Source organism: Chryseobacterium sp. T20 (genome assembly GCF_047345655.1).
Taxonomy (GTDB): domain Bacteria; phylum Bacteroidota; class Bacteroidia; order Flavobacteriales; family Weeksellaceae; genus Chryseobacterium.
On sequence record NZ_JBLFDU010000009.1, the window covers coordinates 151,442 to 174,034 of the forward strand.

General features: G+C 36.4%; 19 protein-coding genes. 10 read left to right on the plus strand and 9 right to left on the minus strand.

Annotated features, from left to right (window positions below; genetic code table 11):
• Window position 1 precedes the first annotated feature (1 nt).
• From ACMA47_RS18920 to ACMA47_RS18935, 4 genes are all read right to left on the minus strand, one after another.
• Window positions 2-1,156: a TIGR03364 family FAD-dependent oxidoreductase gene (locus ACMA47_RS18920; protein WP_413931022.1), complete on the minus strand. Its 1,155-nt coding sequence runs from the start codon at window positions 1,154-1,156 to the stop codon at window positions 2-4.
• Window positions 1,157-1,167: 11 nt separating this feature from the next.
• Complete coding sequence (locus ACMA47_RS18925) at window positions 1,168-2,466, minus strand: DUF5690 family protein (protein WP_413931023.1); 1,299 nt, start codon at window positions 2,464-2,466, stop codon at window positions 1,168-1,170.
• A gap of 9 nt (window positions 2,467-2,475) precedes the next feature.
• Window positions 2,476-5,301, minus strand: coding sequence for a TonB-dependent receptor (locus tag ACMA47_RS18930; protein ID WP_413931024.1), 2,826 nt, complete (start codon window positions 5,299-5,301; stop codon window positions 2,476-2,478).
• Window positions 5,302-5,839: 538 nt separating this feature from the next.
• Complete coding sequence (locus ACMA47_RS18935; RefSeq protein ID WP_079243618.1) at window positions 5,840-6,409, minus strand: helix-turn-helix domain-containing protein; 570 nt, start codon at window positions 6,407-6,409, stop codon at window positions 5,840-5,842.
• Between the two features lie 193 nt (window positions 6,410-6,602).
• Between ACMA47_RS18935 and ACMA47_RS18940 the strand changes: the two genes are divergently transcribed.
• From ACMA47_RS18940 to ACMA47_RS18985, 10 genes are all read left to right on the plus strand, one after another.
• Window positions 6,603-7,310, plus strand: coding sequence for a response regulator transcription factor (locus tag ACMA47_RS18940; RefSeq protein WP_413931025.1), 708 nt, complete (start codon window positions 6,603-6,605; stop codon window positions 7,308-7,310).
• Between the two features lie 3 nt (window positions 7,311-7,313).
• Entirely contained in the window at window positions 7,314-8,729 is a 1,416-nt protein-coding gene (locus ACMA47_RS18945; protein ID WP_413931026.1) for a sensor histidine kinase, read from the plus strand.
• 234 nt (window positions 8,730-8,963) lie between these two features.
• Window positions 8,964-9,458 carry a hypothetical protein gene (locus ACMA47_RS18950; protein WP_413931027.1) on the plus strand — a complete coding sequence of 165 codons (495 nt, stop codon included), beginning with the start codon at window positions 8,964-8,966 and terminating at the stop codon, window positions 9,456-9,458.
• 30 nt (window positions 9,459-9,488) lie between these two features.
• Entirely contained in the window at window positions 9,489-10,316 is an 828-nt protein-coding gene (locus ACMA47_RS18955) for a YoaK family protein (RefSeq protein WP_062672662.1), read from the plus strand.
• 315 nt (window positions 10,317-10,631) lie between these two features.
• Entirely contained in the window at window positions 10,632-12,428 is a 1,797-nt protein-coding gene (mutL, locus tag ACMA47_RS18960) for a DNA mismatch repair endonuclease MutL (protein WP_413931028.1), read from the plus strand.
• A 5-nt stretch (window positions 12,429-12,433) separates the two neighbouring features.
• Window positions 12,434-13,162 (plus strand): rhomboid family intramembrane serine protease, encoded by a 729-nt coding sequence (locus ACMA47_RS18965; protein WP_413931029.1) that lies wholly within the window; start codon window positions 12,434-12,436, stop codon window positions 13,160-13,162.
• Window positions 13,163-13,171: 9 nt separating this feature from the next.
• Window positions 13,172-14,164, plus strand: coding sequence for an endonuclease/exonuclease/phosphatase family protein (locus ACMA47_RS18970; protein WP_413931030.1), 993 nt, complete (start codon window positions 13,172-13,174; stop codon window positions 14,162-14,164).
• Window positions 14,165-14,237: 73 nt separating this feature from the next.
• Window positions 14,238-15,209 carry an endonuclease/exonuclease/phosphatase family protein gene (locus ACMA47_RS18975; RefSeq protein WP_413931031.1) on the plus strand — a complete coding sequence of 324 codons (972 nt, stop codon included), beginning with the start codon at window positions 14,238-14,240 and terminating at the stop codon, window positions 15,207-15,209.
• A gap of 4 nt (window positions 15,210-15,213) precedes the next feature.
• The gene (locus ACMA47_RS18980) at window positions 15,214-15,576 is read left to right on the plus strand and encodes a hypothetical protein (RefSeq protein ID WP_413931032.1); all 363 of its coding nucleotides are present in this window, start codon (window positions 15,214-15,216) and stop codon (window positions 15,574-15,576) included.
• Between the two features lie 28 nt (window positions 15,577-15,604).
• Window positions 15,605-16,015 (plus strand): hypothetical protein, encoded by a 411-nt coding sequence (locus ACMA47_RS18985; RefSeq protein WP_413931033.1) that lies wholly within the window; start codon window positions 15,605-15,607, stop codon window positions 16,013-16,015.
• Window positions 16,016-16,085: 70 nt separating this feature from the next.
• On the opposite strand, the gene ACMA47_RS18990 is transcribed toward ACMA47_RS18985, so the two are convergent.
• The 5 genes from ACMA47_RS18990 to ftsA all read right to left on the minus strand — a co-directional run bounded on the left by ACMA47_RS18990 (window position 16,086) and on the right by ftsA (window position 22,538).
• A complete protein-coding gene (locus ACMA47_RS18990; RefSeq protein WP_413931034.1) occupies window positions 16,086-17,600 on the minus strand; it encodes a GH3 auxin-responsive promoter family protein in 1,515 nt (504 codons plus the stop codon).
• Window positions 17,601-17,705: 105 nt separating this feature from the next.
• Window positions 17,706-18,116, minus strand: coding sequence for a BrxA/BrxB family bacilliredoxin (locus ACMA47_RS18995; RefSeq protein WP_079243608.1), 411 nt, complete (start codon window positions 18,114-18,116; stop codon window positions 17,706-17,708).
• A gap of 452 nt (window positions 18,117-18,568) precedes the next feature.
• Entirely contained in the window at window positions 18,569-19,015 is a 447-nt protein-coding gene (locus ACMA47_RS19000; protein WP_062672649.1) for a GatB/YqeY domain-containing protein, read from the minus strand.
• A gap of 101 nt (window positions 19,016-19,116) precedes the next feature.
• The gene (gene ftsZ / locus ACMA47_RS19005; protein WP_413931035.1) at window positions 19,117-21,030 is read right to left on the minus strand and encodes a cell division protein FtsZ; all 1,914 of its coding nucleotides are present in this window, start codon (window positions 21,028-21,030) and stop codon (window positions 19,117-19,119) included.
• A gap of 122 nt (window positions 21,031-21,152) precedes the next feature.
• A complete protein-coding gene (gene ftsA / locus ACMA47_RS19010) occupies window positions 21,153-22,538 on the minus strand; it encodes a cell division protein FtsA (RefSeq protein ID WP_413931036.1) in 1,386 nt (461 codons plus the stop codon).
• Window positions 22,539-22,593: the final 55 nt, after the last annotated feature.

Genomic DNA, 22,593 nt, shown 5'->3' on the forward strand with positions numbered 1-22,593 from the left:
GTTATGCGTAAATTTTTTCAATATTAAATTTGGAAAAGCCACCGCTTCCCGTCATTCCTTTTCCTCCGATCCCTGTTACAATATGAATATTGGCAGATGGGCTGTGCTCAAAAATATCTTTTGTTTTGCACTGAGAATAGATTCCGAACCATCTTCTCTGAATTTCATAGGTAGGAAGATCAATAATTTTTTTTGCCTCATGAATCATGAATTCATCAATCTCCATATTAAGATCATACCCCAAATCATCTGAATTTTTAGCATCTGCATATTCATGAGAATCTCCTATGATCACAGAACCGTCAAGAGCCTGTTTGAATAAAATATGAACTCCATACTTCTTTTCGAATGAGTTTGGGTCTTCTAAGGCCTTGATTTTCTGAAAAGAAGGGCACTCACTAAAAGATTCATATCTTCTCACAGAAAGACCTGTAAGAATATTTCCCTGAAGCGAATAAATTCCTTGAGGCTTTGTTTGAAGCATCTGCAGCTTACTCACTTCCAGATCGCTGTTATTGAATACTTTAGGATATAAAGTTTTGAACTCGTGTCCACCGCAGATTATGATTTTGGAAGCGTTAAATTCCGTTCCATCTGCAGTTACCGCTGTACATTTCTGATCATCTTCATGGGTTTCAAGAACTGTTGTGTTATAGAAAATCTGTAATCCCATTTTTTCCTGAAGCAGCTTGTGAAGCTTTACAATCATATCTGCAGAATCTACGGAAAGTTCCTGTGGGAAAAACAAACCTCCTTTGCAATAGTCGGAACGAAGACCGTCAAATTTCTTGATGCAGTCGTTTTTTGATAATAAAACAGATTCATACTCATTATTTCTGTTGATTTCATATAGCTCTTCAATCAATTGAAGCTCTTCATCATTTGAAGCAATATAGATGGAACCGTTTTGCCTGATGGTAAGGTCTGCCTGATCATGAAGTTCATTGTAGATGGCCAGACTTTCCCTTCCGAAGTTCTGCCATTTAAGATCCATTCCGGAAGGCACGACCTGCCCGAAATTTCTTACCGTGGCACCCTGAGGAACAGAATTCCTTTCCAATAAAGCTACCTTAAGATTTTTCTTCAGCGCATGATAAGCATGGAATGTTCCTAAAATTCCACCTCCTACAACGAGTAAATCAAATTTTGTTGTCATTGTACTATAGTTTATAAAATTTTCGACGTATCGAAATTGATGAATTGATTAGAATTAGATTTTGGTTTTGACTTTTTTCTGAAAGCCAGAAAAGCAATCACGGAAAGAAGGAAAACCGCTATGGTAATGATATAATTTAAGTTGATATAAAAATGTAACCAGGAAGTCTGAGCTGAACCGAAATTTTTGTACAACAGAATCAGAACACTTCCCAGATAACCGAAGGAATCCACAATGTAGATCAGAAAACCTACATTTCCTTTGATTTCAAAAGCAGCGATCATCCGGTCAAAATAAATTCCGTTGAAAGGAATATAGCAAATGTACATTCCGAAACCTGAAACCGTCATCCATAAAAAAGGCGACAGAGAACCTTGCTGAAACAGATACGTAGAAAGTCCTACCGTAAGAATGCCGGCAAAAAGGATGTAATGATAATAGGCAAATGCCTTTTTATTGTTTTTTACTTTTACCATAAAACTTAAAATCACCAGAACCATTACCGCAATAGGAATTTCTGTTAAAGTGAAAATAGAACTGTCAAAAGTAAAGTTCAGGCCGTCCCAGATCTCACGGTTAAAATTATCTCTGAAATCCCTTAAAACCGTTAAACTTATATATAAAAAGATGATACATACGATGGGAACAAAAAACTGTTGGATCAAAGCTTTTCTTTCCTTACCATTCAACGGTTGTCTCTTATTTTTAAGCAAAATATCTTCGTCTGAAGGCTTGGGAATCCTTTCAAGCAATAGTCCGAAAAGAATCAATGGAATTATGAAAACAAGTCCGGCTGAAAACGGCATCCAGAATTCTGAAACCGAGAAAGTATCCATCAGAAATTTTCCTACAGATTTTGTAAACCCAGAAGAAACTACAAAGCTTGAGCATAAAAAAAGTCCAATGATCTCCGTAGTTTTTCGTCCTTCAATATAAGAGAAAACAATTCCCCAAATCATTCCCAGTGGAATACCGTTTATAAACATAAACAGAATATTGTAAGGAGCAGGAACGGCTGCAAATCCTAATAAGGCAAGTTCAGCAACAGCAATGAAGGTAAAGAGATAAGTGATTCTTTTCTGAGGTTTCAGTTCCGAAATAAATTTGATTCCAATGAATTTTGAGATAAAATATCCTACTGCCTGTGCAATGATAATCAGAATCTTATAATCTACCCCGAAATAGGAAAGTCCTTCGAAAGAAGCTACGGTAAAAGGTTTCCTGAAACCGTACATGCAGAAGTAAACACCGAAAGCAGCAAAAGCAGCCTTCAGTGTTACCCGTGTTTTTTTATTGATGGTTCTGGCCATGGTAATGGTTTAGAAATTCAGTTTTATTCCAAGATTGAAACGTACTCCATAATATTCCACCTGCTCCGGACGGTCTTCACTTTTACCAAAGTGGTAGATCAGAGGTTTGTTCAGAATATTGTTTACATCCGCATACAAAGTCAGGTATTTGGTAAATTGATAAGAACCTCCGAAATCGAGATTGCTGTATTTACCATAATAAGAATCATTGAGATCCTCTTCTGCATATTCTACAGCATATTTTCCTTTGTAGTTGTAAGCCAGCCTTGCATTGAATCCTTTTTTCTCAAAGAAAAGTTGCGCATTGTACAACTCTTTGGCCTGGTAGGGAAGTGCTACCGTTCTTCCGCTTGGCTTTTCCATTTCGGAAGTCATGAAGGTGGCATTCAATTGTACTCCAAAGTATTGTAAAAACCCTGGAAGGAAGTCAAATCTTTTATTAATTCCCAACTCAACTCCTCCCAGCCATGCTGCTTTTCCATTATTGGGAGCTGTAAACTGTACGCCGTTGATTCCGTTATAATTTCCGATAAAAGAGTCCTGGAAAATAGGATCAGTAATCGACTTATAGAAAACACCGCCACTCAGAATTCCGACATTGGAAAAGTAATATTCTCCCATCAGGTCAAAATTCAAAGAATACGTAGGATTAAGATTTGGGTTTCCTCCTTTAAACTCATTGTCTGCTTCAATATAAGTTCCTCCCGGAGTCAGGTCGCCAAAATTTGGTCTTGAAAAAGTTCTTGTCGCAGCAAAACGAAGATTGGTTTTATCGTTCAACGTATATTTTAAATGAATCATCGGAAGAACAGCCAGATAGTTTTTGGTATTTTCTACCGGTGTCAGGACGTTATCATTCACACTGTAACCTCTTACTTTGGTATTCGTATTTGATAATCTGATTCCTCCTAAAATGATGATTTTATCATTCAGTTTATAGGTTGCCATCCCGTAAGCATCTGCATGTTTTTCAAACACATCAAAGTTTCTTCCTAATGCTTTATTATATTCCAATGCTTCAGAATCAGTAGTATTGATTTTTAAATTTCCCTGATTGTCATACCAAAACTGGTTCATTCCTGCGGTTGAAAGTACCGGACCGAAAGTATTGCCGATATGGGCATTCATTTCACTTAAATATTTCGGTCCGTTGGGCTGTGTTGTGATATATTGAGAATAATCCGACAGAAGAGGCGCTGTTCCGCTGCTCCAGTTGTAGAAAATATCGGAGAATTTTGCATTACGTTCTTTATCTCTGTATTTAAAACCATATTTTAAAGTCAGTTTATCAGATGCATTGATCTCATGGTTAAAAGCAGCTACGATTTTATCCTTTTCCTCTACAAAGACTTTATAAAATTCAAGATCTGTGAATCTCATCTGAGAAGCATCCATTTTAAAATTCTGATCACTGTAGAAACCGAATAAAGCATCCGGATTTTTATAATCTAATTTCCCACCGTCAGCTTTCCAATAAGCTCTCGGACCATTTCCATGATTTGAAATATAATCAGGATTGATGCCTACACCAGATTGAGTGTACTTGATCACATAGTAAGAATTGTTCTGCTTATCAGGAATATTTCCATACTTAAACTTGTTGTCATAATAGGATAAATCCCAGTCGATTTTTCCTTTGTTTAAATTATGGACCGCTCCCAAAGAAACAGAAGTAAGTTCCGTTATCAGTAAATTATGGATGTTTTGGAGTTCCACTCTTGCTGTATTATTAGCACTGCTGAATTTATCAAATCGGATTCTGTGTTTATAGTGGGTTTCATCATCCGATAAAGTACCATACATTCCTTTTAAATAGAAGGTCGTCTTTGGAGAGAGTACATATTCAAAAGCGGTATTGATTCCCGTTGTTTTTCTGACTCCGTTATAATCACGAAGTTCCAGTCTGAAAACCCCTTCATCACCACTTCTTCTCGCCTCAAAATTATCTGTAGACCAGTTTCTTATGAAATGCGCAAAGTTGAATAAATACCCGAATTTTTTATCCTTCGTTCTTCCTCCATATAAAAATCCAAGGTTGTAAAATCCTTTGTCAGACTTTGCGTTATAACCGCTTCCCACAGTGGCTTTGAATTCTGTTTTCATCGGTGGAGTTTTGGTGATGAAATTGACACCACCACCTATTCCGTCAGCTTCCATATCTGGGGTAAATGATTTATTTACATGTACATAGGAGATCAGTTCCGTAGGAAAGAAGTCGAATGCTGTTGCTCTGGAAGTAGTTTCTTCCTCGGCAGTAGGAAGTCTGTTTCCATTGATGGTTGTGGATGCCCAGAATGGTGGAAGTCCTCTCAGGGAAACAAATCTTCCTTCTCCCTGATCCCTTTCAATAGAAACTCCCTGCACACGCTGCACGGTTTCTGCTGCATTCCTGTCCGGTAGCTTTCCGATTCCGTCTGAGGCAATTACATTGGTAATGTTGATGGCATTTTTCTGAAGATTTAAAGCTCTTGCTTCCGTATTTTTTAAAGTTCCGGTAACTACGACTTCATCAATGGTTTTTCGGGGTTGGGAGAGTTTGATGATTCCCAGGTCAACTGTTTGCTCTGGTTTTAGATCTACATTGATATCTGAAGATTCATAACCGATATAGCTGATTTGTAATGTATATTGGCCTTCTTTAATATCGTTGATGGTAAATTTTCCTTCAATATCAGTTGTTATATTTTTAGATAAGCCTTTTATTTTGACTGTGGCCCCGGGGAGAGGCTGGCTGTCGTCAAGAACAGTTCCTATAATTAACTGTTTTTGCGCTGAAACAAAGACTATGAAACAGACAAAAACAAGGGTAAGTAATTTCTCTAATTTTGTTTTCATTTTTACATATATTAAATTTTTTATGCAAATCACGCTAATAATTTTAATATATATAAATATTTTGTATTAAGTATTGTTTAACAAATAAACCATGTTTGTTACGCTTTTTTTACTTTAGAACCAATTGAAGTTAACCTTTGAAAATTCAAGAAAATAAGCTTTAAAGTGACTGTTTCAACGTTTTTAGTAAATATTTACAATAAATAAAAGGAACTGAAATCAGTTGAAAATTGGTCTGTTTTAGTTCATATTTCGTTCATCTTGGAAGAAAACAGAAAAACAAAAGTTGCATATTTGTAAACTTTTGTGTGTTTCGGAAATCCAAAACTGAAGAATGATGTAAAAATTGGAGTAAGATTTAAAAGCAAAGTTTAATAATTATAATACCACATTATAAGTGTGCAAAGGTTACGATGTTGTCGTTGATGAAGCTTTAGTATTAGGCATACGCTTAGAAAGAATCAATGAAATTGATTCCATTCTTTGCTCCCTAGAAATATGAGGTTTAGTAATAAAATCTTTGCGTTAAAAAAAGTAATTAAGCCGTATAAAAATAAAGAACAAGCATCACACAGCTTTCATCACTGATGCTTACCGGAACGTGAGGAAACTTCCCATTGAAATAAAGCGAATCCCCTTCTTTAAGGATAATTTCTTCGTTATCAATTACATATTTCACTTCTCCTTTCAGAATATATTTGAATTCCCAGGCATCGGTAATAACCTTTTCTCTTTTAGAATTCGGTTCGAGAGTTAGCAGCACGGCTTCAAAACCTAAAGAATGAAGACTCTTGCTGAAGATATGCATATACTTAAATCCCTCAGCTTCTACTTCTTTTTCAATGACTTGCTGGCTTTCCTTTGGAACATAGATGAATTTGGCGTTTGATTTTTTCTCAACCCCTTCAAAAAAATAGCTGGCATCAATTTCTAGCGACTGGATAAGATCTAATAAAACAGGAAGTGAAGGAATCGTTCTTCCGTTTTCAATCCTGGAAACAAGGCCGTTGCTCACATTGGCTTTGAAAGCCAGTTCGTTAATGGTTAAATTATTCTTTTTTCTAATATCCTTTAATCTCTTTCCGATACCTATTAAAAAGTCATTCATACTGTGTGCAATTTAACCTGATTATTTTTTCATCATTATATTCAAAAACAAAGGTAATATTATTCTATAGAGTTTGCATACAGGAGAGAATCAATTCATTGAAAATTATTATTTGTTTCTCGCTTCCTCAGATTCTTTCACTTTTTCTCCCCCGGAAAATTTCCCTATTTTTGTAAAACTCCTTATTTCATTTATGAAAAAAATTATTCTTATCGAAGACGAAACCAGTGTGGTGTCCTTTATTAAAAAGGGACTTCAGGAAAATGGATATGAAATTTCTGTTGCTTTTGACGGGCGTACAGGAGTACAACTGGTACAGGCTAATGATTTCGATCTGGTAATTTTAGATATTATGCTTCCGGAAATGAATGGGCTAGACGTATGTAAAGAAATAAGAAAAACTAATCAAAGTGTTCCGATTTTATTTCTGACTGCTTTGGGAACTTCTGAAAACATTGTTCTCGGATTGGAAAGTGGCGGAGATGATTATCTGGTGAAGCCTTTTAAATTCATTGAACTCGTAGCCCGTGTAAAGTCTTTACTAAGGAGAAGCAATAACAACGGTCCACTGGAAATTGCTGAACCGGAGCCGGATAATGAACATGTCTTTCAGTTTTCGGATCTGATGGTGAATGATTATACCAAGAAAGTAACCCGTGCAGGGGAAGATATTTCCCTGACATCAACAGAATATAAATTGCTGCTGTATTTCCTGAATAACCCGGAAAAAGTAATTTCAAGAGCAGAAATTCTTGATGCCGTGTGGGGTGTAAATTACGAGCTGGGAACCAATGTGGTAGATGTATATGTAAATTATTTAAGAAAGAAACTGGACAGCCAGGATGATAATAAGTTGATTCATACTGTGATAGGAATGGGGTATGTATTGAAAAGAACATAATGAATGTTTAATAAAGTCATTACAAATCAGACCAAAACGATGGTACTTTTGATGTTGGTTTTTACCGCCATCATTTTGCTGTTCAGTGGTTTGGTGTACTTTTCAATCGTTAATTTTTCACACCAGAGATTTTATGAACTGTTGAAGATCAGGACGGCAACAATTGTTCAGATCGAAAAAAGCAAAGATCATCTCGACCTTCCGGAAAACTATGTTCTCAGCAGCCTGAATGATGAAGAGCTTCCGATGGAAAAAGACTATGTTTTTGCCGTTCCTACAGATTCCAATTTCAAAAAAATATCTCAGGAAGTTCATATTCCTGCCTATTTCTTTAAAAATATTCTCAAAGAAGGAGAGTCCAATTATAATGATGAAGAATTCTATTATATAGGACAAAGCTTCAAATATGATGATAAAGATTATATTGCTATTGCTTCTGCTAAAAACCATTATGTCGTTTATTATCTGGGGTTTTTAAAGCGGACACTGCTTACCTGTATTGTGCTGTCTCTGTTCTTCAGTATGATTTTCTCTTTTTATTTATCTAAAACTTTATTCAGACCGATCTTAAAAATCACTGGAAAAGTAAAGGAGATCAGTTCTGAAAATCTTCACTTAAGGCTTGAGTCTCAGCCTGACAATAAAGAACTGAATGAGCTGGTGGATACCTTTAATGATATGCTCAACCGTATTGAAACTTCTTTCGAAACCCAGAATCACCTGATTGGAAATGTTTCCCATGAATTAAGAACTCCTCTTACGTCTATTATGGGAGAAGCCGATGTTGCTCTTTCTATCAGCAGAACAGCGGATGAATATAAAGAAACCCTGGGAATCATTCTGGATGAGGCCGAAAAGCTGGATAAAAAGATCAAAGCTTTATTAATGATTGCCCAAACCGGATTCGATGGGAAAATCCAGAAAATGGATAAGGTAAGAATTGATCAGCTGCTTTGGGACGTTATTGAAACCCTCAGAAGAATTGATTCCCGAAATAATATTTATCTGGATATCAGCATGCTTCCCGATAATCCGAAGAAATTAAAGGTACAGGGGAATGAGCAATTATTGCATCTTGCGGTGGCCAATATCATCAGTAATGGCTGTAAATATTCTAATTTCCAACAGGTTAAAGTCTCTCTGGGAGCAACCAATTCGGATGTATACATCATTGTAAAAGATAATGGTATCGGAATTCCTGAGGTGGAAATGAACAAAATCTATGATCCGTTCTTCAGAGCTTCTAATACCAATAATTACGAAGGCTACGGAATCGGGCTTCCATTGGCGCGAAACATCGTAAGAATGCACCATGGTGAACTGATTGTAAGCTCTCACGAGAATCAGGGAACAACGGTACAGATGAAGTTCCCGAATTTCTATAGCATGATGCAGAAAGGTGAAGTGATAGAGAAATAAGAATCTTCATTTTAGCATTTTCCTACCTGTTTTAGTCTGTTTGGTTCTGAAAAATAGGCTGTTATTTCCATTTTTCGATTTTTGTTTTTTCCAATATGAACTCCCCTTAACAATTTTCTAATCTCATTTTAATCTCTTTAATCACATTTTAATTCCATTCCAAAGATCTTCTAATATGGTCGTTCTAGTTTTGTATCATCAAAAAAGATAAACACAATACAAAATAATAAGAACATGGCTAAAACAATTTTAATTGCAACAGATTACTCTCTTGAGTCATTGAATATATTGAAAAAAGTACTTAAAGAGAAAGATGCAGCAGAAGATCAGAACCAATATAATATCCTCCTGACTTCCGGGTATGATTCCGGAGATTCTATCAGAGATCTTTTGTTCAGCACCAAAACATCTGTTTTCAATAAAATCAGACCTACAGAATTCTGCGATGCCTTTGGGATTATCAGTAATAAATATCCTCACCTTGTTAATAAAATCATCTGTGATGTCTTTACAGGAAGTTTCCAAAGAACATTCAATCAGTATGTAAAGGCGGAAAATATTGAGGAAGCTTACTATTCTCCATCTATCAAAAGCAAAGGAAAAGGCAAATTTGACCTGATTCCCTATATCAAAAAATGCAAAGAGCTTAAGTCTCATGAAATTACTGTTGAAGTAAGAGAAAAACTTCCGGAAAGAGGAAGGCTTGCAGAGATCTTTGTAGAGGTCTAAAAATTAAACACAATTTAAAAACGATTAAAAATGTTAAGAAATTATAGTAACAGCAGGACACTGGGGGATAATATCAGGTTGGGGACGCTGACTGCCTTCACGGCAGGTACTATAAATATCGCATCCCTATTGATATTCCTCTCTTTTACGTCGAACGTAACGGGACACTACGCAATTTTAGCAGCGGAAATCAGTAAAGGTAACTGGACGCAGGTAGGAGTTGTGGGAGGATGGATCTTTTTGTTCTTCTTCGGAAGCTTTCTGTCCAACTTCATTGTCATCAATTTTAATAAGAAAAGTAAATATTTTGCCCATTCCATGCCCATTGTGCTGGAAATCATATGTCTTCTTTTTGTAGGAGTTTACGGGCAGTTTTATTATCAGAAAACATTAGAAGAAACAGAGTATTTAGTAGCATTGATGCTTTTCGCGACCGGATTGCAAAACGGATTAACGGCAAGTATCTCCAACTTCTCTGTAAAAACAACCCACCTTACCGGAACAACTACTGATCTCGGAATCCTGGTATCCATGTTTACACAGAAAAAATACAGGAGAAACGGAGAACTGATTGGCAGAGCCAAACTATTGATGAGTATTATGCTTGCTTATGTGATGGGAGCCGTATTTTCAGGGTTGACTTACTATTATCTGGAATTCAGAGTATTCTATGTCATCAGTATATGTCTTCTGATTGTCATCGGCTACGATGCTTATAAAATTCATATCCGTCACTTCAACACGAAGTACAGATACAACAGGATTTACAGAAAGCCCAATATCTTTGCTTATCTGTATGAGAAAATCCATGGAATTCCTAAAAGAGAGAAGAAAAGAAAATTGGTCTTTGAGGATTAAAATAGAAAACACACTATTAATTTTTTGTATAAACTAGCTGTAAATGCCCTTATTTTGTTATGAAATAGGGGTGTTTTTATGAAAAATGATCTTTGGTATAAGCGTTTCTGTTATTTTTTACCATATTTTTCTGACGGTTGAAATGAAAGTTTTCTGATCTGACTTATCGACTTGCTAACGCCCTTCATTACAAACATTAAAAAAATTGGTTGGGGATAAATAGGCAAAAATGTTGATAATTAAATATTAAATCACGATTTTAGTATTTTAATTCCCGTTTTCATTAACTATTTTTGTAAGTTGATTTACGTTTTTATGTCAGATATTATTCAGCTTTTACCGGATCATGTAGCCAACCAAATTGCAGCAGGAGAGGTGGTGCAGCGGCCTGCATCCATCGTGAAAGAACTTTTGGAAAATGCTATTGATGCCGATGCAACGAAAATTGAATTGATCATCAGAGATGCCGGGAAAAATCTTATTCAGGTAGTAGACGACGGAAAAGGAATGTCTGAAACAGATGCCCGCATGGCGTTTGAAAGACATGCTACCTCCAAAATCAAAGGAACTGAAGATATCTTTAAGATTGCCACGAAAGGGTTCCGTGGTGAAGCGCTGGCTTCTATTGCGGCTGTTTCCCAGGTGGAATTGAGAACAAAACAGAAAGATACTTCCATTGGAACCAATATCTATATTGAAGGAGGGGTTTTCCAGTTTCAGGACCCGGTTCAGACAGCAGACGGATCAAATTTTTTAGTAAAAAATCTTTTCTATAACGTTCCTGCAAGAAGGAAGTTTTTGAAAAATAATAATATTGAATTCAGACACGTAATTGATGAATTTCAGCGTGTTGCATTAGCTCATGAGAACCTTGAATTTTCGCTGTTCCATGATGACGAAGCTGTTTTCAGGCTGAGAAAAGGAAGCCAGATGCAGCGTATCGTAGATGTTTTCGGAAGAAAACTTCAACCGCTTTTAATTCCCATCAAAGAAGATATTATCTGGTGTAAACTTCATGGTTTTGTTGCCAAGCCTGAAGGCGCTAAGAAAGCAAGAGGGGAGCAGTTCCTTTTTGTCAATGGAAGATATTTCAGAAGCCCATACTTCAATAAGGCAGTACAGGAAGCATTTGAAGGACTTCTTCAACCTGGATACGTCCCTTCATTTTTCCTTTTCCTGGAGCTTGATCCGGAGAAGATAGACGTGAATATCCATCCACAGAAAACAGAAGTGAAATTTGAGGACGAGCATCTTATTTTTGCTTTGCTTCGCTCAACCATAAAAAGATCTTTAGGAATTTATAATGTTTCTCCTAGCCTTGATTTCGACAGAGATCCGGAATTGGATGAAATGATGAATAAACCGATTCCCAGCAAAGGAAATGGAGGTGGAACCGGTGGAGGTGTTTTCAAAATGCCTGAAATCATTGTAGATAAAGACTATAATCCGTTCCTGGAAGAAAAAAATGTAGTACATCCGGAAGAAATTCAGAATCTTACGGAAATGTATCATCAGAATATTACGGCAGAACCTTCAAAGATTAACCTCTTTGAAGATGAAGATTTTGACGAAGATTTAATGAGACTTCCCAATGGATACTGGCTTTTCAACAAAGGAGATGTCACATTAATGCTGGACTTGGGAAGAATGCACAGACTATTAGTTTCTGAAGGAAATAAATCCACCAGAAAATCAAATACAAACAGTCATGCTCTTCTTTTCTCTCTGGAGTATCATATGAATGAAATCGAAAAGACAAAATACAATTCGATAAAAAAATATCTTCCGGAATTAGGGTTTGACATGAAAATTGCTCATGAAAGTGTACTTCGAATAGATTCACTTCCCGAAGGACTAAAAGAAACACAGGCCATGAAGTTCCTGGAAAACCTTTTTGAGATCCTTGATTACAAGACAGAAGAAGAATTTTTGCAGTATTACCATAACCAATGGAATAAAATGCAGTCGAAGTCAAGATTTGACTTTATTTATAAAAAAGATGCGGAACAGCTGATTAAAGACTTTACAGCATTAGGCTTCCCGGAATTTTTACCGGACGGCAAAAGATGCTTTTATGAAGTTCCGTTTAACGACTTTAAAAACAAATTTTAAAAAATATGTTTAATAATATACCGCCAATTACAAGGAATATCATTATCATCAATGTTATAGTATTTATTGTAACTTACTTTATGGGAAATCAGATGATTGGCTATCTCGCTGGCTTTTATCCGTTTTCACCCTTTTTTCATTCATGGCAGGTGATTACCCACATGTTCATGCATGGAAGTATTATGCATATTTTATTTAATATGATGACGCTCTTTAGCTTTGGGCCTATTCTGGAACAGACATTAGGAGACAAAAAGTATTTGATTTTATATTTTGCAAGTGGTTTGGGAGCATTTTTCCTTTTCAATGCATGGAACTTTGTAGAAGTTCAACAAATTTCCGGTGAGCTGGAGCAGCTTGGATTTAATGTGAATGCCTATCTGTCTGGAGCAAGTGTTGAATTTGCTGGAAATACAGGCTCCATTCTTAAACAAAGAGAATTATTGGAAAGTTTAAAAGCGATTGTTGCGACTCCAATGGTAGGAGCTTCCGGAGCTATTTTCGGCGTTGTAGCTGCTTTTGCCACACTATACCCGGATGCTAAAATCGGAATTATGTTTATTCCTGTTCCGATTAAAGTAAAATATCTTTTGCCAATCATTGTGGTCATTTCTGTATATCTTGGGGTTTCTGGAAACGGAGGTGGAATAGCTCACCTGGCTCACGTAGGAGGAGCTTTGGTAGGATGGCTACTGGCAAGAATTTGGAAGAAACATTTGTACAGATTCAACTAAAATAGAATTGTGAAGATTTTCCGACTTATCTTATTGATTATCCATCTGGGAATTTTATTTCTATTGTTGGGTACTTTATTGAACGCGTATGTTCCACCAAAGGCTTTTCCTTGGTTTAATCTGCTTTCCTTAGGCTTTCCTGTGCTTATTATAGTATATGTGGTTCTAACGGTTTTCTGGATATTTAGCTGGAAAAAAAGAGCTTTTGTATTCATGTTTGCAGGGTTAGCGTTTATCAATCCTGTAAAACGTTGGGTTAACTATTCTTCTCCTAAAAGTGGAGATTCTGAGATAAAAGTAGTATCATTTAATGCAAGAGCAGGTTTCTGGGGGAGAAGAAATATTGAATCCTATTTGAGGTCCCAGAATGCGGATGTTATTATTTTGCAAGAAGATGGTGCTGGATTATATGAGTTTGAAGGATATCAGAAAGTGAAGCCAAGCGGGATATTTGCTATTCTTACCAAACATAAAATCATTAACGAAAAAATTATACAACCTCAGGATAAAGACTTGAGAATACCTGGTATAATTGCTGACATTGATATAAATGGAAAGGTATACAGGTTTGTGGATGTTTATCTTAATCCGTTCAGGTTTGAAAAAGAGATGATAAAGCCCGGAAAAGATGCTAATACCAATGAAAAGAAAATACTGGATGTAGTTAAAAAACTGATACCCACGTTTAAAAAGCATCAGGATCAGGTAGCGCTTATCCGAGAAGAAATTGAAAGCTCTCCTTATCCTGTAATTTTAGCGGGTGATTTTAATTCTGTACCCAATTCGTATGAATATTATCATTTATCAGACGGGCTTGAAGATGCATTTTTGACTGCAGGAAAAGGAAGTGCAACCAGTTTTCATGACTATAAATTCCCCATTAGAATCGATTATATTTTTTCTTCAAAATCAGTAAAGGCAATATCTTATAAAGTTGACCGTTCTGTAAGTATTTCAGATCATTATCCTGTCACAGTTAAGTTTTCTACGGATAGCAAATAATCATAAAAATAGTTAAAGTTATCTGCTTGGTAGGATTTTTGTTGAAAGAAAACCGTACCAAGACCGTTTTTTCATGAAGTCGAACCAGATATTACTATTTATACATATCGTTGTTGCTGTTTTGCTGTTATGCACATTGGGGAATGCATGGATTCCACCCAATATTTTAGGCAACCTGAATCTTCTGTCTCTTGGTTTTCCTTATCTGATCCTGTCACACCTGGTTCTTACGCTGATCTGGATTTTAAAAAAAGAAAAAATTGCTATTGCTTTTGCTTTAGGTACGCTTATTTTCTACAATCCAATCAGACGATGGGTGAACTTTTCTCCCAAAACAGAAAATTTAAAAACAATACGGGATATTAAAGTATTGACCTTTAATGTTAAATATGGAGAATATGGCTGGGATAAAGTAAAAGACTATATTAAAGCACAGGATGCTGATATTATTCTGGTACAGGAAAAAGATACAAATCGTGTTATAAAACGTGATCTTATAAAATATCCGTCAGTTATTCTTAAAACTAAGCATAAAATTGTAAGACAAGCGGAACTTATTGATGAGAAAGCCCGTGGAAATTCATTTTATGCTGATATAGACATCAATGGAAAAGTAATCAGAATTATTAATGTATATCTTGAACCCTTCAGACTCCATAAATCAATGTTTACGAAACTTGATAAATTAGGGTTGGGAAATGTTTCAACATTACTTTCTCATATGACTCCTACATTCCAGGCTCATGAAGATCAGGTAAAAAGAATCAGAAAAATGATCGATTTATCTCCTTATCCTGTTATTCTGGCAGGAGATTTTAATTCTGTTCCGAATTCATACGAGTATTATAATCTTGGAAAAGATCTTCAGGATGCGTTCTTAGTAGCAGGAAAGGGTAGTGCAAGCAGCTTTCATGATTATAAAGTCCCTTTAAGAATTGATTATATCTTTACTTCAAAATCAATCATTCCATTAAGCTATAAAGTAGATCAGTCTGTAAAATTATCGGATCATTATCCTGTAATTGCAGAATTTCTGTTAAATTAGTTCCATGAAAAATTTACTGGCTGCGATTTTTATTTTTACTCTTCTTTTTGCGGCTTGTTCCAAGAAAGAATCTCCGGGTTTCGGAGCAGAACAGGAAGTGAAAGTACGGTATGATACAACTGCTATCGACTCCTTTTCTACAGGAGCTGTTTCAGTGGATATTGCACGAAAAATAAGAATGTCTTCTCCTCAGTATCTTGATTCTGTAAAACAGGCTAAAAAGCTTCAGGATGAAGAAAATAAGCTTAAAGCAGAACTTGAAAAGGAAAACAAAGCAAAACAGGAAGAGGAAAAGAAAAAAGCAGATGCAGAAAAGAAGCTGAAGACAGCAGAAAAACCAGTTACCCAGGAAACCAAAACAGAATAATTTTAAATTACCATTAAAAATATACAATATGAAAAAGCAAATTATTGCCGCAATAGTGATCTCAGTGTTCACTGTAGCATGTACAAAATCAACTACAAAAACGGAACAGGTAGAAAACCCTGACGGATCTACTACCACAACCACAACTACCACTACAGAAACACCGAATGTTGTGGATACTGCAAAAATCAACAATGCAAAAGAAGATGTGAAAGCTAAAGTAGATGAAGCGGGTAATAAGATTGATAATGCTGCTAAGAAGGCAAAAGATAAGATTGATGCCACTGCAGATAAGACAAAACAAGATCTTAACAAAGCAGGGCAGGATATCAAAGCTGAAGCTAACAAAGTAGGGCAAGATGCAAAAGAAGCTGCGAAAAAAGGAGCTTCGAAAGTAGAAGAAGCTGCGAAAAAAGTGAAAGAAGATTTAAGCAAATAAATAAAAGAGCCGTAGTTCAATAGAATTACGGCTTTTTAATATGCAATTGAGAGTTAGGAATCTTTCTCTCTTATTTATTCATTTCCAGCAATGGATCAATATATTCTCTGTCATTGCTTAACCTTGGTACTTTATTTTGGCCACCTAGCTTTCCTTTAGCTTCCAGCCAGTGATAGAACAGGTTTTCTTTGGCGATATGTACAATCGGGCGTTTAAGAGTCATATTGTTGTATCTTTTCGCTTCATAGTCTGAATTGATGGTCTTTAAATGTTTATCAAAAGCATCAATAAAATGATCCAGATTATCAGGATGCTGACTGAATTCAAAGATCCATTCGTGAGCACCCCCTTCATTTCCTTTCATAAAAACCGGAGCACCTGTAAAATCTGTGATCTGTGCTCCTGTTAATTCGCAGGCTTTGGAAAGGGCAGATTCCACATTGGTGATCATCAGTTCTTCCCCAAAAGCATTGATATAGTGTTTTGTTCTTCCTGTTATTTTTATTCTGAAAGGATTGATCGAGGTAAAGACAACGGTATCGCCAATCAGATATCTCCACAGTCCTCCGTTGGTGGTGATCACCATTGCGTAGTTTTTTCCTACTTCCACATCTTCCAGACTTACGACTTTCGGATTTGAAAAATGGAACTGATCCATTGGGATAAACTCATAAAATATTCCATAATCCAGCATCAGCAACATCTCATCACTGTCTGATCTGTCCTGGATACCGAAGAAACCTTCGGAAGCGTTGTAAATTTCGTAGTAATTGATGTTTTTTCCGATGATCTGTCTGAATTGCTCCCTGTAGGGCTTAAAGCTGATTCCACCGTGAAAAAACACCTCTAAATTAGGCCACAGCTCAGAAATACTCTCTACATGAGTTTCCTTTAATACCCTTTGAAGAAGAACCATCATCCAACTCGGTACTCCAAGGATACTTCCTACATCTTCATTTTTTACTTCTGAGGTGATTGCTTTAAGCTTACTTTCCCATTCTCCCATCAAAGAAACTTTCTTACTCGGAGTGGTGGTGATTTCTACCCAAAAGGGAAGGTTATCAATGAGAATCGCAGATAAATCTCCAAATTTTGTATTGAAATCAGCGTATAGCTCAGAGCTTCCGCCTAAACGTAAGTTTTTATAATTAAAAAGCTGGTTTTCGGGATGGTTGTTGGCATAAATGGAAACCATGTCCTTTCCGGCTTTCATATGGCAGTATTCAAGGCTTTCTGCAGAGATCGGAATGAATTTGCTTTTAGCATTGGTGGTACCCGATGACTTGGCAAAATGTTTAATGAGACCTGGCCAGCTTACATCTTTATAGCCCTGTCTTGCTTTTTCAATAAAAGGTTCCATTTCTTCATAGGTAACAATAGGAACTTTGTTTTTAAAATCCTGATAACTCGAAATAGAATTGAATCCGTATAGTTTGCCATATTCTGTATCCTCCGCATGAAACAGCTGAGAAAAGAGTATACCTTTCTGGGTTTCAATAGGATGGTCCATAAAATTCTGTATCTGGTCAATCCTTTGACGGATGAACCAGTTGACTACGGTATTGAAAAGTGCTTTGGTTGCCATTTCAACAAATATAATGATATTTGAATTTTCAGAAAATTTTTTACATGATTAAATAAAAAAACCGTTACAAAATTTGTAACGGTTTGATATTTAATTGATTGCCTCTTAGCAATATTCATCGTATGCTGCCTGAAGGTTAGCTGCGATAGCTCCTGCAGGGTTTCCTTCGATGTGGTGTCTTTCCAGCATGTGAACCAATTCACCATCTTTGAAAAGTGCTACACATGGAGAACTTGGAGGGAATGGAGCAAGGTGTTTTCTTGCTTCTACCACCGCCTCAGTATCAAATCCTGCAAATACAGTAGTTAAATGATCTGGTTTTTTGTCTCCTGTTAAAGAGTATACTACTCCTGGTCTTGCAGCACCTGCAGCACAACCACATACAGAGTTGATGACCAATAATGTAGTTCCGGATTGTTTTAACGCATCTTCTACCTGAGTTGGAGTTGTTAAATCCTGAAAACCTTTATCTGTAAGCTCTGCCTTCATAGGCATTACTAAATCTGTTGGATACATATATTTTGTTTTTTATCGCTACAAAGTTAAGCAATTCTTTGCGTTTGTTCAATATATAAAAACTATCAATTGATTAGTCATATAAAATTAACAAAGTATTAATAGTGTAATAATATTCTAAAAAAAGTGAATTAACGCTAGGAATAATAAAATATTATTATTAAATTTGAAATGATTCTGAAAAACAAACGACCGTGAAAAAAACATTTGAAGCTTTCCCTCAAGCAATCAATCACTTAAATACTCTCTGAAATATGGTAGTAGCTTAATTCTCTTTCAGTTTAGAATCAAACTGATTAACAAACTTTAATATCCAAAGAAAGTGAAGCCCGGAACTGAACAGTTCCGGGCTTCTAATCAAATCGATATGCAAAGGTTGTATATCCTATAGTTATGGAGGGAGAAGCGTTTTTAAACTTTGAAACAAATCTAAGTGTAAACGCAAATCACCATTAAGAAAGGAGCTTTTTAGCCATCTCAGAAATACTTTTTCCGTCTGATTTTCCGGCTAATGCTTTTGATGCCACTCCCATTACCTTCCCTAAATCTTTAACAGATTCAGCTCCGGTTTCAGAAATAATATTTTTAATTTCTGTTTCCAATTCTTCAGCAGAAAGCTGTTTAGGTAAGAACTGCTCAATAACTTTCATTTGAGCGTCTTCTACTTCTGCAAGATCATTTCTTCCCTGTGCAGTAAATTGGTCGTAAGAATCCTTACGTTGTTTTACCATTCTCTGAAGAATAGCAATTTCCTGTTCTGCCGTTACTTCAGCTCCGATGGCTTCCGTTTTAAGCAGTAATATCTGAGATTTTACAGCACGCAGAGAATCCAAAGCTACCTTGTCTTTGGCTCTCATTGCTGTTTTTATAGCTTCGTTTATTGTATTTTCTAAACTCATATTATCTTTATTTGTATTAACGTAAAAAGTATTAATGTATTCAAGAACTGAGTCTGTAAAATCATTAATACATTTTACATCAATACATTAATACGTTTATTTTAGTCTACATCTTTATTTAAAAATCTGTTTTCTCTGATCTGCATAGATCCATTGTTATCAGACAGGTAAGTGTTGATATTCTGATCTGATGCATTGTTTCCGTCGATAGAAATATTTTTTCTTTTAAAAGCAGGAATAGATTCGAATTCACTTGTGCTATCAAAATTCTGGTAACGGGAGTTGAATTCTTTTAATTTATTTCTTCTTTCAATTACTCTGTCCTGATCAATCGTTTTATTCACGAAAGTGAATTCTGATTCTTCAGTTTTTGGAGCTTCAATTTCTGTTTTGTTTTCAAAAGTTGATCTTGTTTCAACCTTTGGTTCTTCCTGTTTCTGGTAGAACGTTTCAATCTTTTGAGCTGGTTCAGCTACCGCAGCATTCGTAGGAGTATTAAACTCTGCTTTAGGCTGTCCAAAATCGCTATTAGGCTCATTTCTGATAGGTTCATTTACAAAGAAACTGAACTCAACAGGTTTTTCATTTGAAAACGAATTGTTGAAGGGTGTTCCGGATTGTGGTTCCTCTTTTTTGTTTTCAAAATCAAATGAAAAAGACTGGATCTCAAGATCGTTAGGGTCATCATGCTCTTCATCAATAGCTAATAAGCTATATTCTTCTTCTCCTTCTTCTTCATTTCTCCAGTTTTGTTCCGGTGTATTTACCGTATCTTCCTCTTTATCAAAGAATTTTATTTCAGTTCTTGGCTGCTCTTCTTCAATAATCATTTTTTTTTCAGTCGACGTCACATTGAACGGAGTGTCATGCTCTTCGTCATCCAGTCTGAAAAGGTTTTTTCCTCCAAAATCATGAGTTGCTTCAGGAGCTGATTCTCTTTCTTCTCTTGTTTTGAAAGGAGAGTTTTTAGGAGTTTCAAAACTGTCGTTAAGACTGATTCTGATTTTCTCTGTAGGCCCAGCAAACTTCTTATTATCATTAGAGAATCCTGTTGCAATCACAAGAACGCTTACTGCATCTCCTAATTCTTCATCTGCACCCACCCCGAAAATGATATCTGCAGTGTTTCCTGCTTCTTTCTGGATGTGGTCCATAATGATACCGATTTCATCCATGGTAACTTCTTCAGCCCCACTTCTGATCAATAACAATACGTTTTTAGCACCTGTGATCTTGTTATCATTCAATAACGGAGAATCAAGGGCTTTTCTTACGGCTTCTTCAGCTTTATTTTCACCTGAAGCAGTTCCAGTAGACATCAATGCAGTACCGGAATTCTGAAGTACAGATTTAGCATCTCTAAAGTCAATGTTTACATCAAAGTAACCTGTAATAACTTCTGCCATACCTTTAGCAGCATTGGCTAACACTTCATCAGCTTTTGAAAACCCTTGTTTGAACCCAAGGTTTCCAAACTGCTGTCTTAGCTTGTCATTGTTGATCACAATTAATGAATCAACATTATTTTTTAGTTTATCAAGACCATTTTCAGCCTGATCCAGTCTTCTTTTCCCTTCAAAGCTGAAAGGAACGGTAACGATACCTACAGTAAGAATTCCCATGTCTTTTGCCACTTTAGCAATGACAGGAGCAGCTCCGGTACCTGTACCACCACCCATTCCGGCAGTGATGAACACCATTTTGGTGTTTTGGCCCATAGCAGCCTTGATATCTTCAATACTTTCGATGGCTGATTTTTCTCCTACTTCAGGATCAGCACCCGCTCCAAGACCTTCTGTGATAGAAGTTCCCAGCTGAACTTTATTGGCTACCGGGTTATTATCTAACGTTTGAGCATCTGTATTACAAATCACGAAATCAACTCCGTGGATTCCTTTCTCGTACATGTGCTTCAGAGCGTTGTTTCCACCGCCCCCTACACCGATTACTTTTATGATGGATGAATTTCCTTTTGGCAAATCAAATGAAAATCCTTGTGTACCTATATTTTCCATAACTATACTTTTAATAATTGATAAGCGATAGATGATAATTGATGAATGATATTCGTTATTAAATTAATAAATATTAAATTATTTCCAGCTATCATTAACCATTAATCTTGTATCATTTATATTTATTCTACTTCTTCAAAGAATTTTTTTACTTTTTCCATAAGCGACTGCCCGAAGGTTAATTTCGCCTTTCTATTCTCCTGTCTTTCATTTTCAAAAGACTGCTGCTCCTGAACCGGGGCTGCCTGCTGAACGGGTTGAACAGTTTCTGTCTGTGTTGCAATAACTTCCGGTTTCGGCTGCTCTGTAACAACTTCTATAACTTCGTCAATATTCTGCTTTTTGTCTCTGATCTTCAAACTCTCCATCAGTAATCCGATAGAGGTAGCAAATTCAGGGCCTTTCAGATATTGATTTTTATCGTTGGCGATATATTCATTCGCAAAACCGATTCTGCTGTCAAAACCTGTTGTATAATTGGCCAGCTGACGAAGGTGTTTCAGGTTTGAACCACCACCTGTAAGAACGATTCCGGCAATCAGTTTTTTCTTTTGTTCAAAAGCACCGTAAGCTTTCAGTTCTGTATTTACCATTTCCAAAACTTCTTCTACTCTTGCGTTGATGATCTGTGCGAGAGTTTTTAAAGAAATTTCTTTGTCCGGTCTTCCGTGAAGCCCGGGAATGGTTACAAAAGTACTGTCTTTTTCTAATTCGGGAACAGCCGAACCAAACTTTACTTTCAGTTGTTCTGCATGTTTCTCTATGATGGAACAGCCTTCTTTGATATCTTCGGTAATAATTCCGCCTCCGTATGGAATCACACAGGTATGACGGATGATATTATCTTTAAAGATTGCAATATCTGTTGTACCACCACCAATGTCCACAATAGCTACACCTGCTTCTTTTTCTTCTTTTGTAAGGACAGCTTCTGAAGATGCTAGTGGTTCTAAAGTAAGGGCTTCCATTTCTAGTCCGGCTTCACGAACGCATCTTGCAATATTTCTGATGCTGCCCATTTGCCCTACTACAACGTGAAAGTTGGCTTCTAAACGTTTTCCATGCATTCCGACAGGTTCCTGAATTTCCCCCTCGGAATCCACTTTATATTCTTGAGGAAGTACGTGGATAATTTCTTCTCCAGGAAGCATAACCAGCTTTTTTACCTGATCTTTTAATGCCTCGATGTCATCGTCTGTAATAAATTTATCAGGATGTTCACGCATAATATAATCGGAGTGCTGCAGAGAACGGATGTGTTTTCCTGCAATACCTACCGTAACTTTGCGGATAGGAACTCCCGCACTGGATTGTGCTTCGGATACTGCAGCCTTGATTGAATTAATAGTTTGTGAAATATTATTCACAATACCTTTATGAACACCAAGACTTTTAGCTTTTCCTACACCGAGAACTTCTATTTTCCCGTGTGCATTCCTTCTTCCGACAATCGCGACTATCTTCGTTGTCCCGATGTCCAGACCTACTGAATACTCTTGATTTTCCATTTTATATCGATTTGATTTTTTCTACTTTTTTATCTATAAGGATAGGCTCCTATTT

What these genes read in the sequence shown, in the direction of transcription:
- ACMA47_RS18920 (WP_413931022.1), bottom strand. Translation starts at nt 1,156, where the DNA reads ATGACAACAAAATTTGATTTACTCGTTGTAGGAGGTGGAATTTTAGGA.
- ACMA47_RS18945 (WP_413931026.1), top strand. Translation starts at nt 7,314, where the DNA reads ATGTTTAATAAAGTCATTACAAATCAGACCAAAACGATGGTACTTTTG.
- ACMA47_RS18925 (WP_413931023.1), bottom strand. Translation starts at nt 2,466, where the DNA reads ATGGCCAGAACCATCAATAAAAAAACACGGGTAACACTGAAGGCTGCT.
- ACMA47_RS18930 (WP_413931024.1), bottom strand. Translation starts at nt 5,301, where the DNA reads ATGAAAACAAAATTAGAGAAATTACTTACCCTTGTTTTTGTCTGTTTC.
- ACMA47_RS18990 (WP_413931034.1), bottom strand. Translation starts at nt 17,600, where the DNA reads ATGGCAACCAAAGCACTTTTCAATACCGTAGTCAACTGGTTCATCCGT.
- ACMA47_RS18955 (WP_062672662.1), top strand. Translation starts at nt 9,489, where the DNA reads ATGTTAAGAAATTATAGTAACAGCAGGACACTGGGGGATAATATCAGG.
- ACMA47_RS18975 (WP_413931031.1), top strand. Translation starts at nt 14,238, where the DNA reads ATGAAGTCGAACCAGATATTACTATTTATACATATCGTTGTTGCTGTT.
- ACMA47_RS18935 (WP_079243618.1), bottom strand. Translation starts at nt 6,409, where the DNA reads ATGAATGACTTTTTAATAGGTATCGGAAAGAGATTAAAGGATATTAGA.
- ACMA47_RS18980 (WP_413931032.1), top strand. Translation starts at nt 15,214, where the DNA reads ATGAAAAATTTACTGGCTGCGATTTTTATTTTTACTCTTCTTTTTGCG.
- ACMA47_RS18985 (WP_413931033.1), top strand. Translation starts at nt 15,605, where the DNA reads ATGAAAAAGCAAATTATTGCCGCAATAGTGATCTCAGTGTTCACTGTA.
- mutL (WP_413931028.1), top strand. Translation starts at nt 10,632, where the DNA reads ATGTCAGATATTATTCAGCTTTTACCGGATCATGTAGCCAACCAAATT.
- ACMA47_RS18950 (WP_413931027.1), top strand. Translation starts at nt 8,964, where the DNA reads ATGGCTAAAACAATTTTAATTGCAACAGATTACTCTCTTGAGTCATTG.
- ACMA47_RS18965 (WP_413931029.1), top strand. Translation starts at nt 12,434, where the DNA reads ATGTTTAATAATATACCGCCAATTACAAGGAATATCATTATCATCAAT.
- ftsZ (WP_413931035.1), bottom strand. Translation starts at nt 21,030, where the DNA reads ATGGAAAATATAGGTACACAAGGATTTTCATTTGATTTGCCAAAAGGA.
- ACMA47_RS19000 (WP_062672649.1), bottom strand. Translation starts at nt 19,015, where the DNA reads ATGAGTTTAGAAAATACAATAAACGAAGCTATAAAAACAGCAATGAGA.
- ACMA47_RS18940 (WP_413931025.1), top strand. Translation starts at nt 6,603, where the DNA reads ATGAAAAAAATTATTCTTATCGAAGACGAAACCAGTGTGGTGTCCTTT.
- ftsA (WP_413931036.1), bottom strand. Translation starts at nt 22,538, where the DNA reads ATGGAAAATCAAGAGTATTCAGTAGGTCTGGACATCGGGACAACGAAG.
- ACMA47_RS18995 (WP_079243608.1), bottom strand. Translation starts at nt 18,116, where the DNA reads ATGTATCCAACAGATTTAGTAATGCCTATGAAGGCAGAGCTTACAGAT.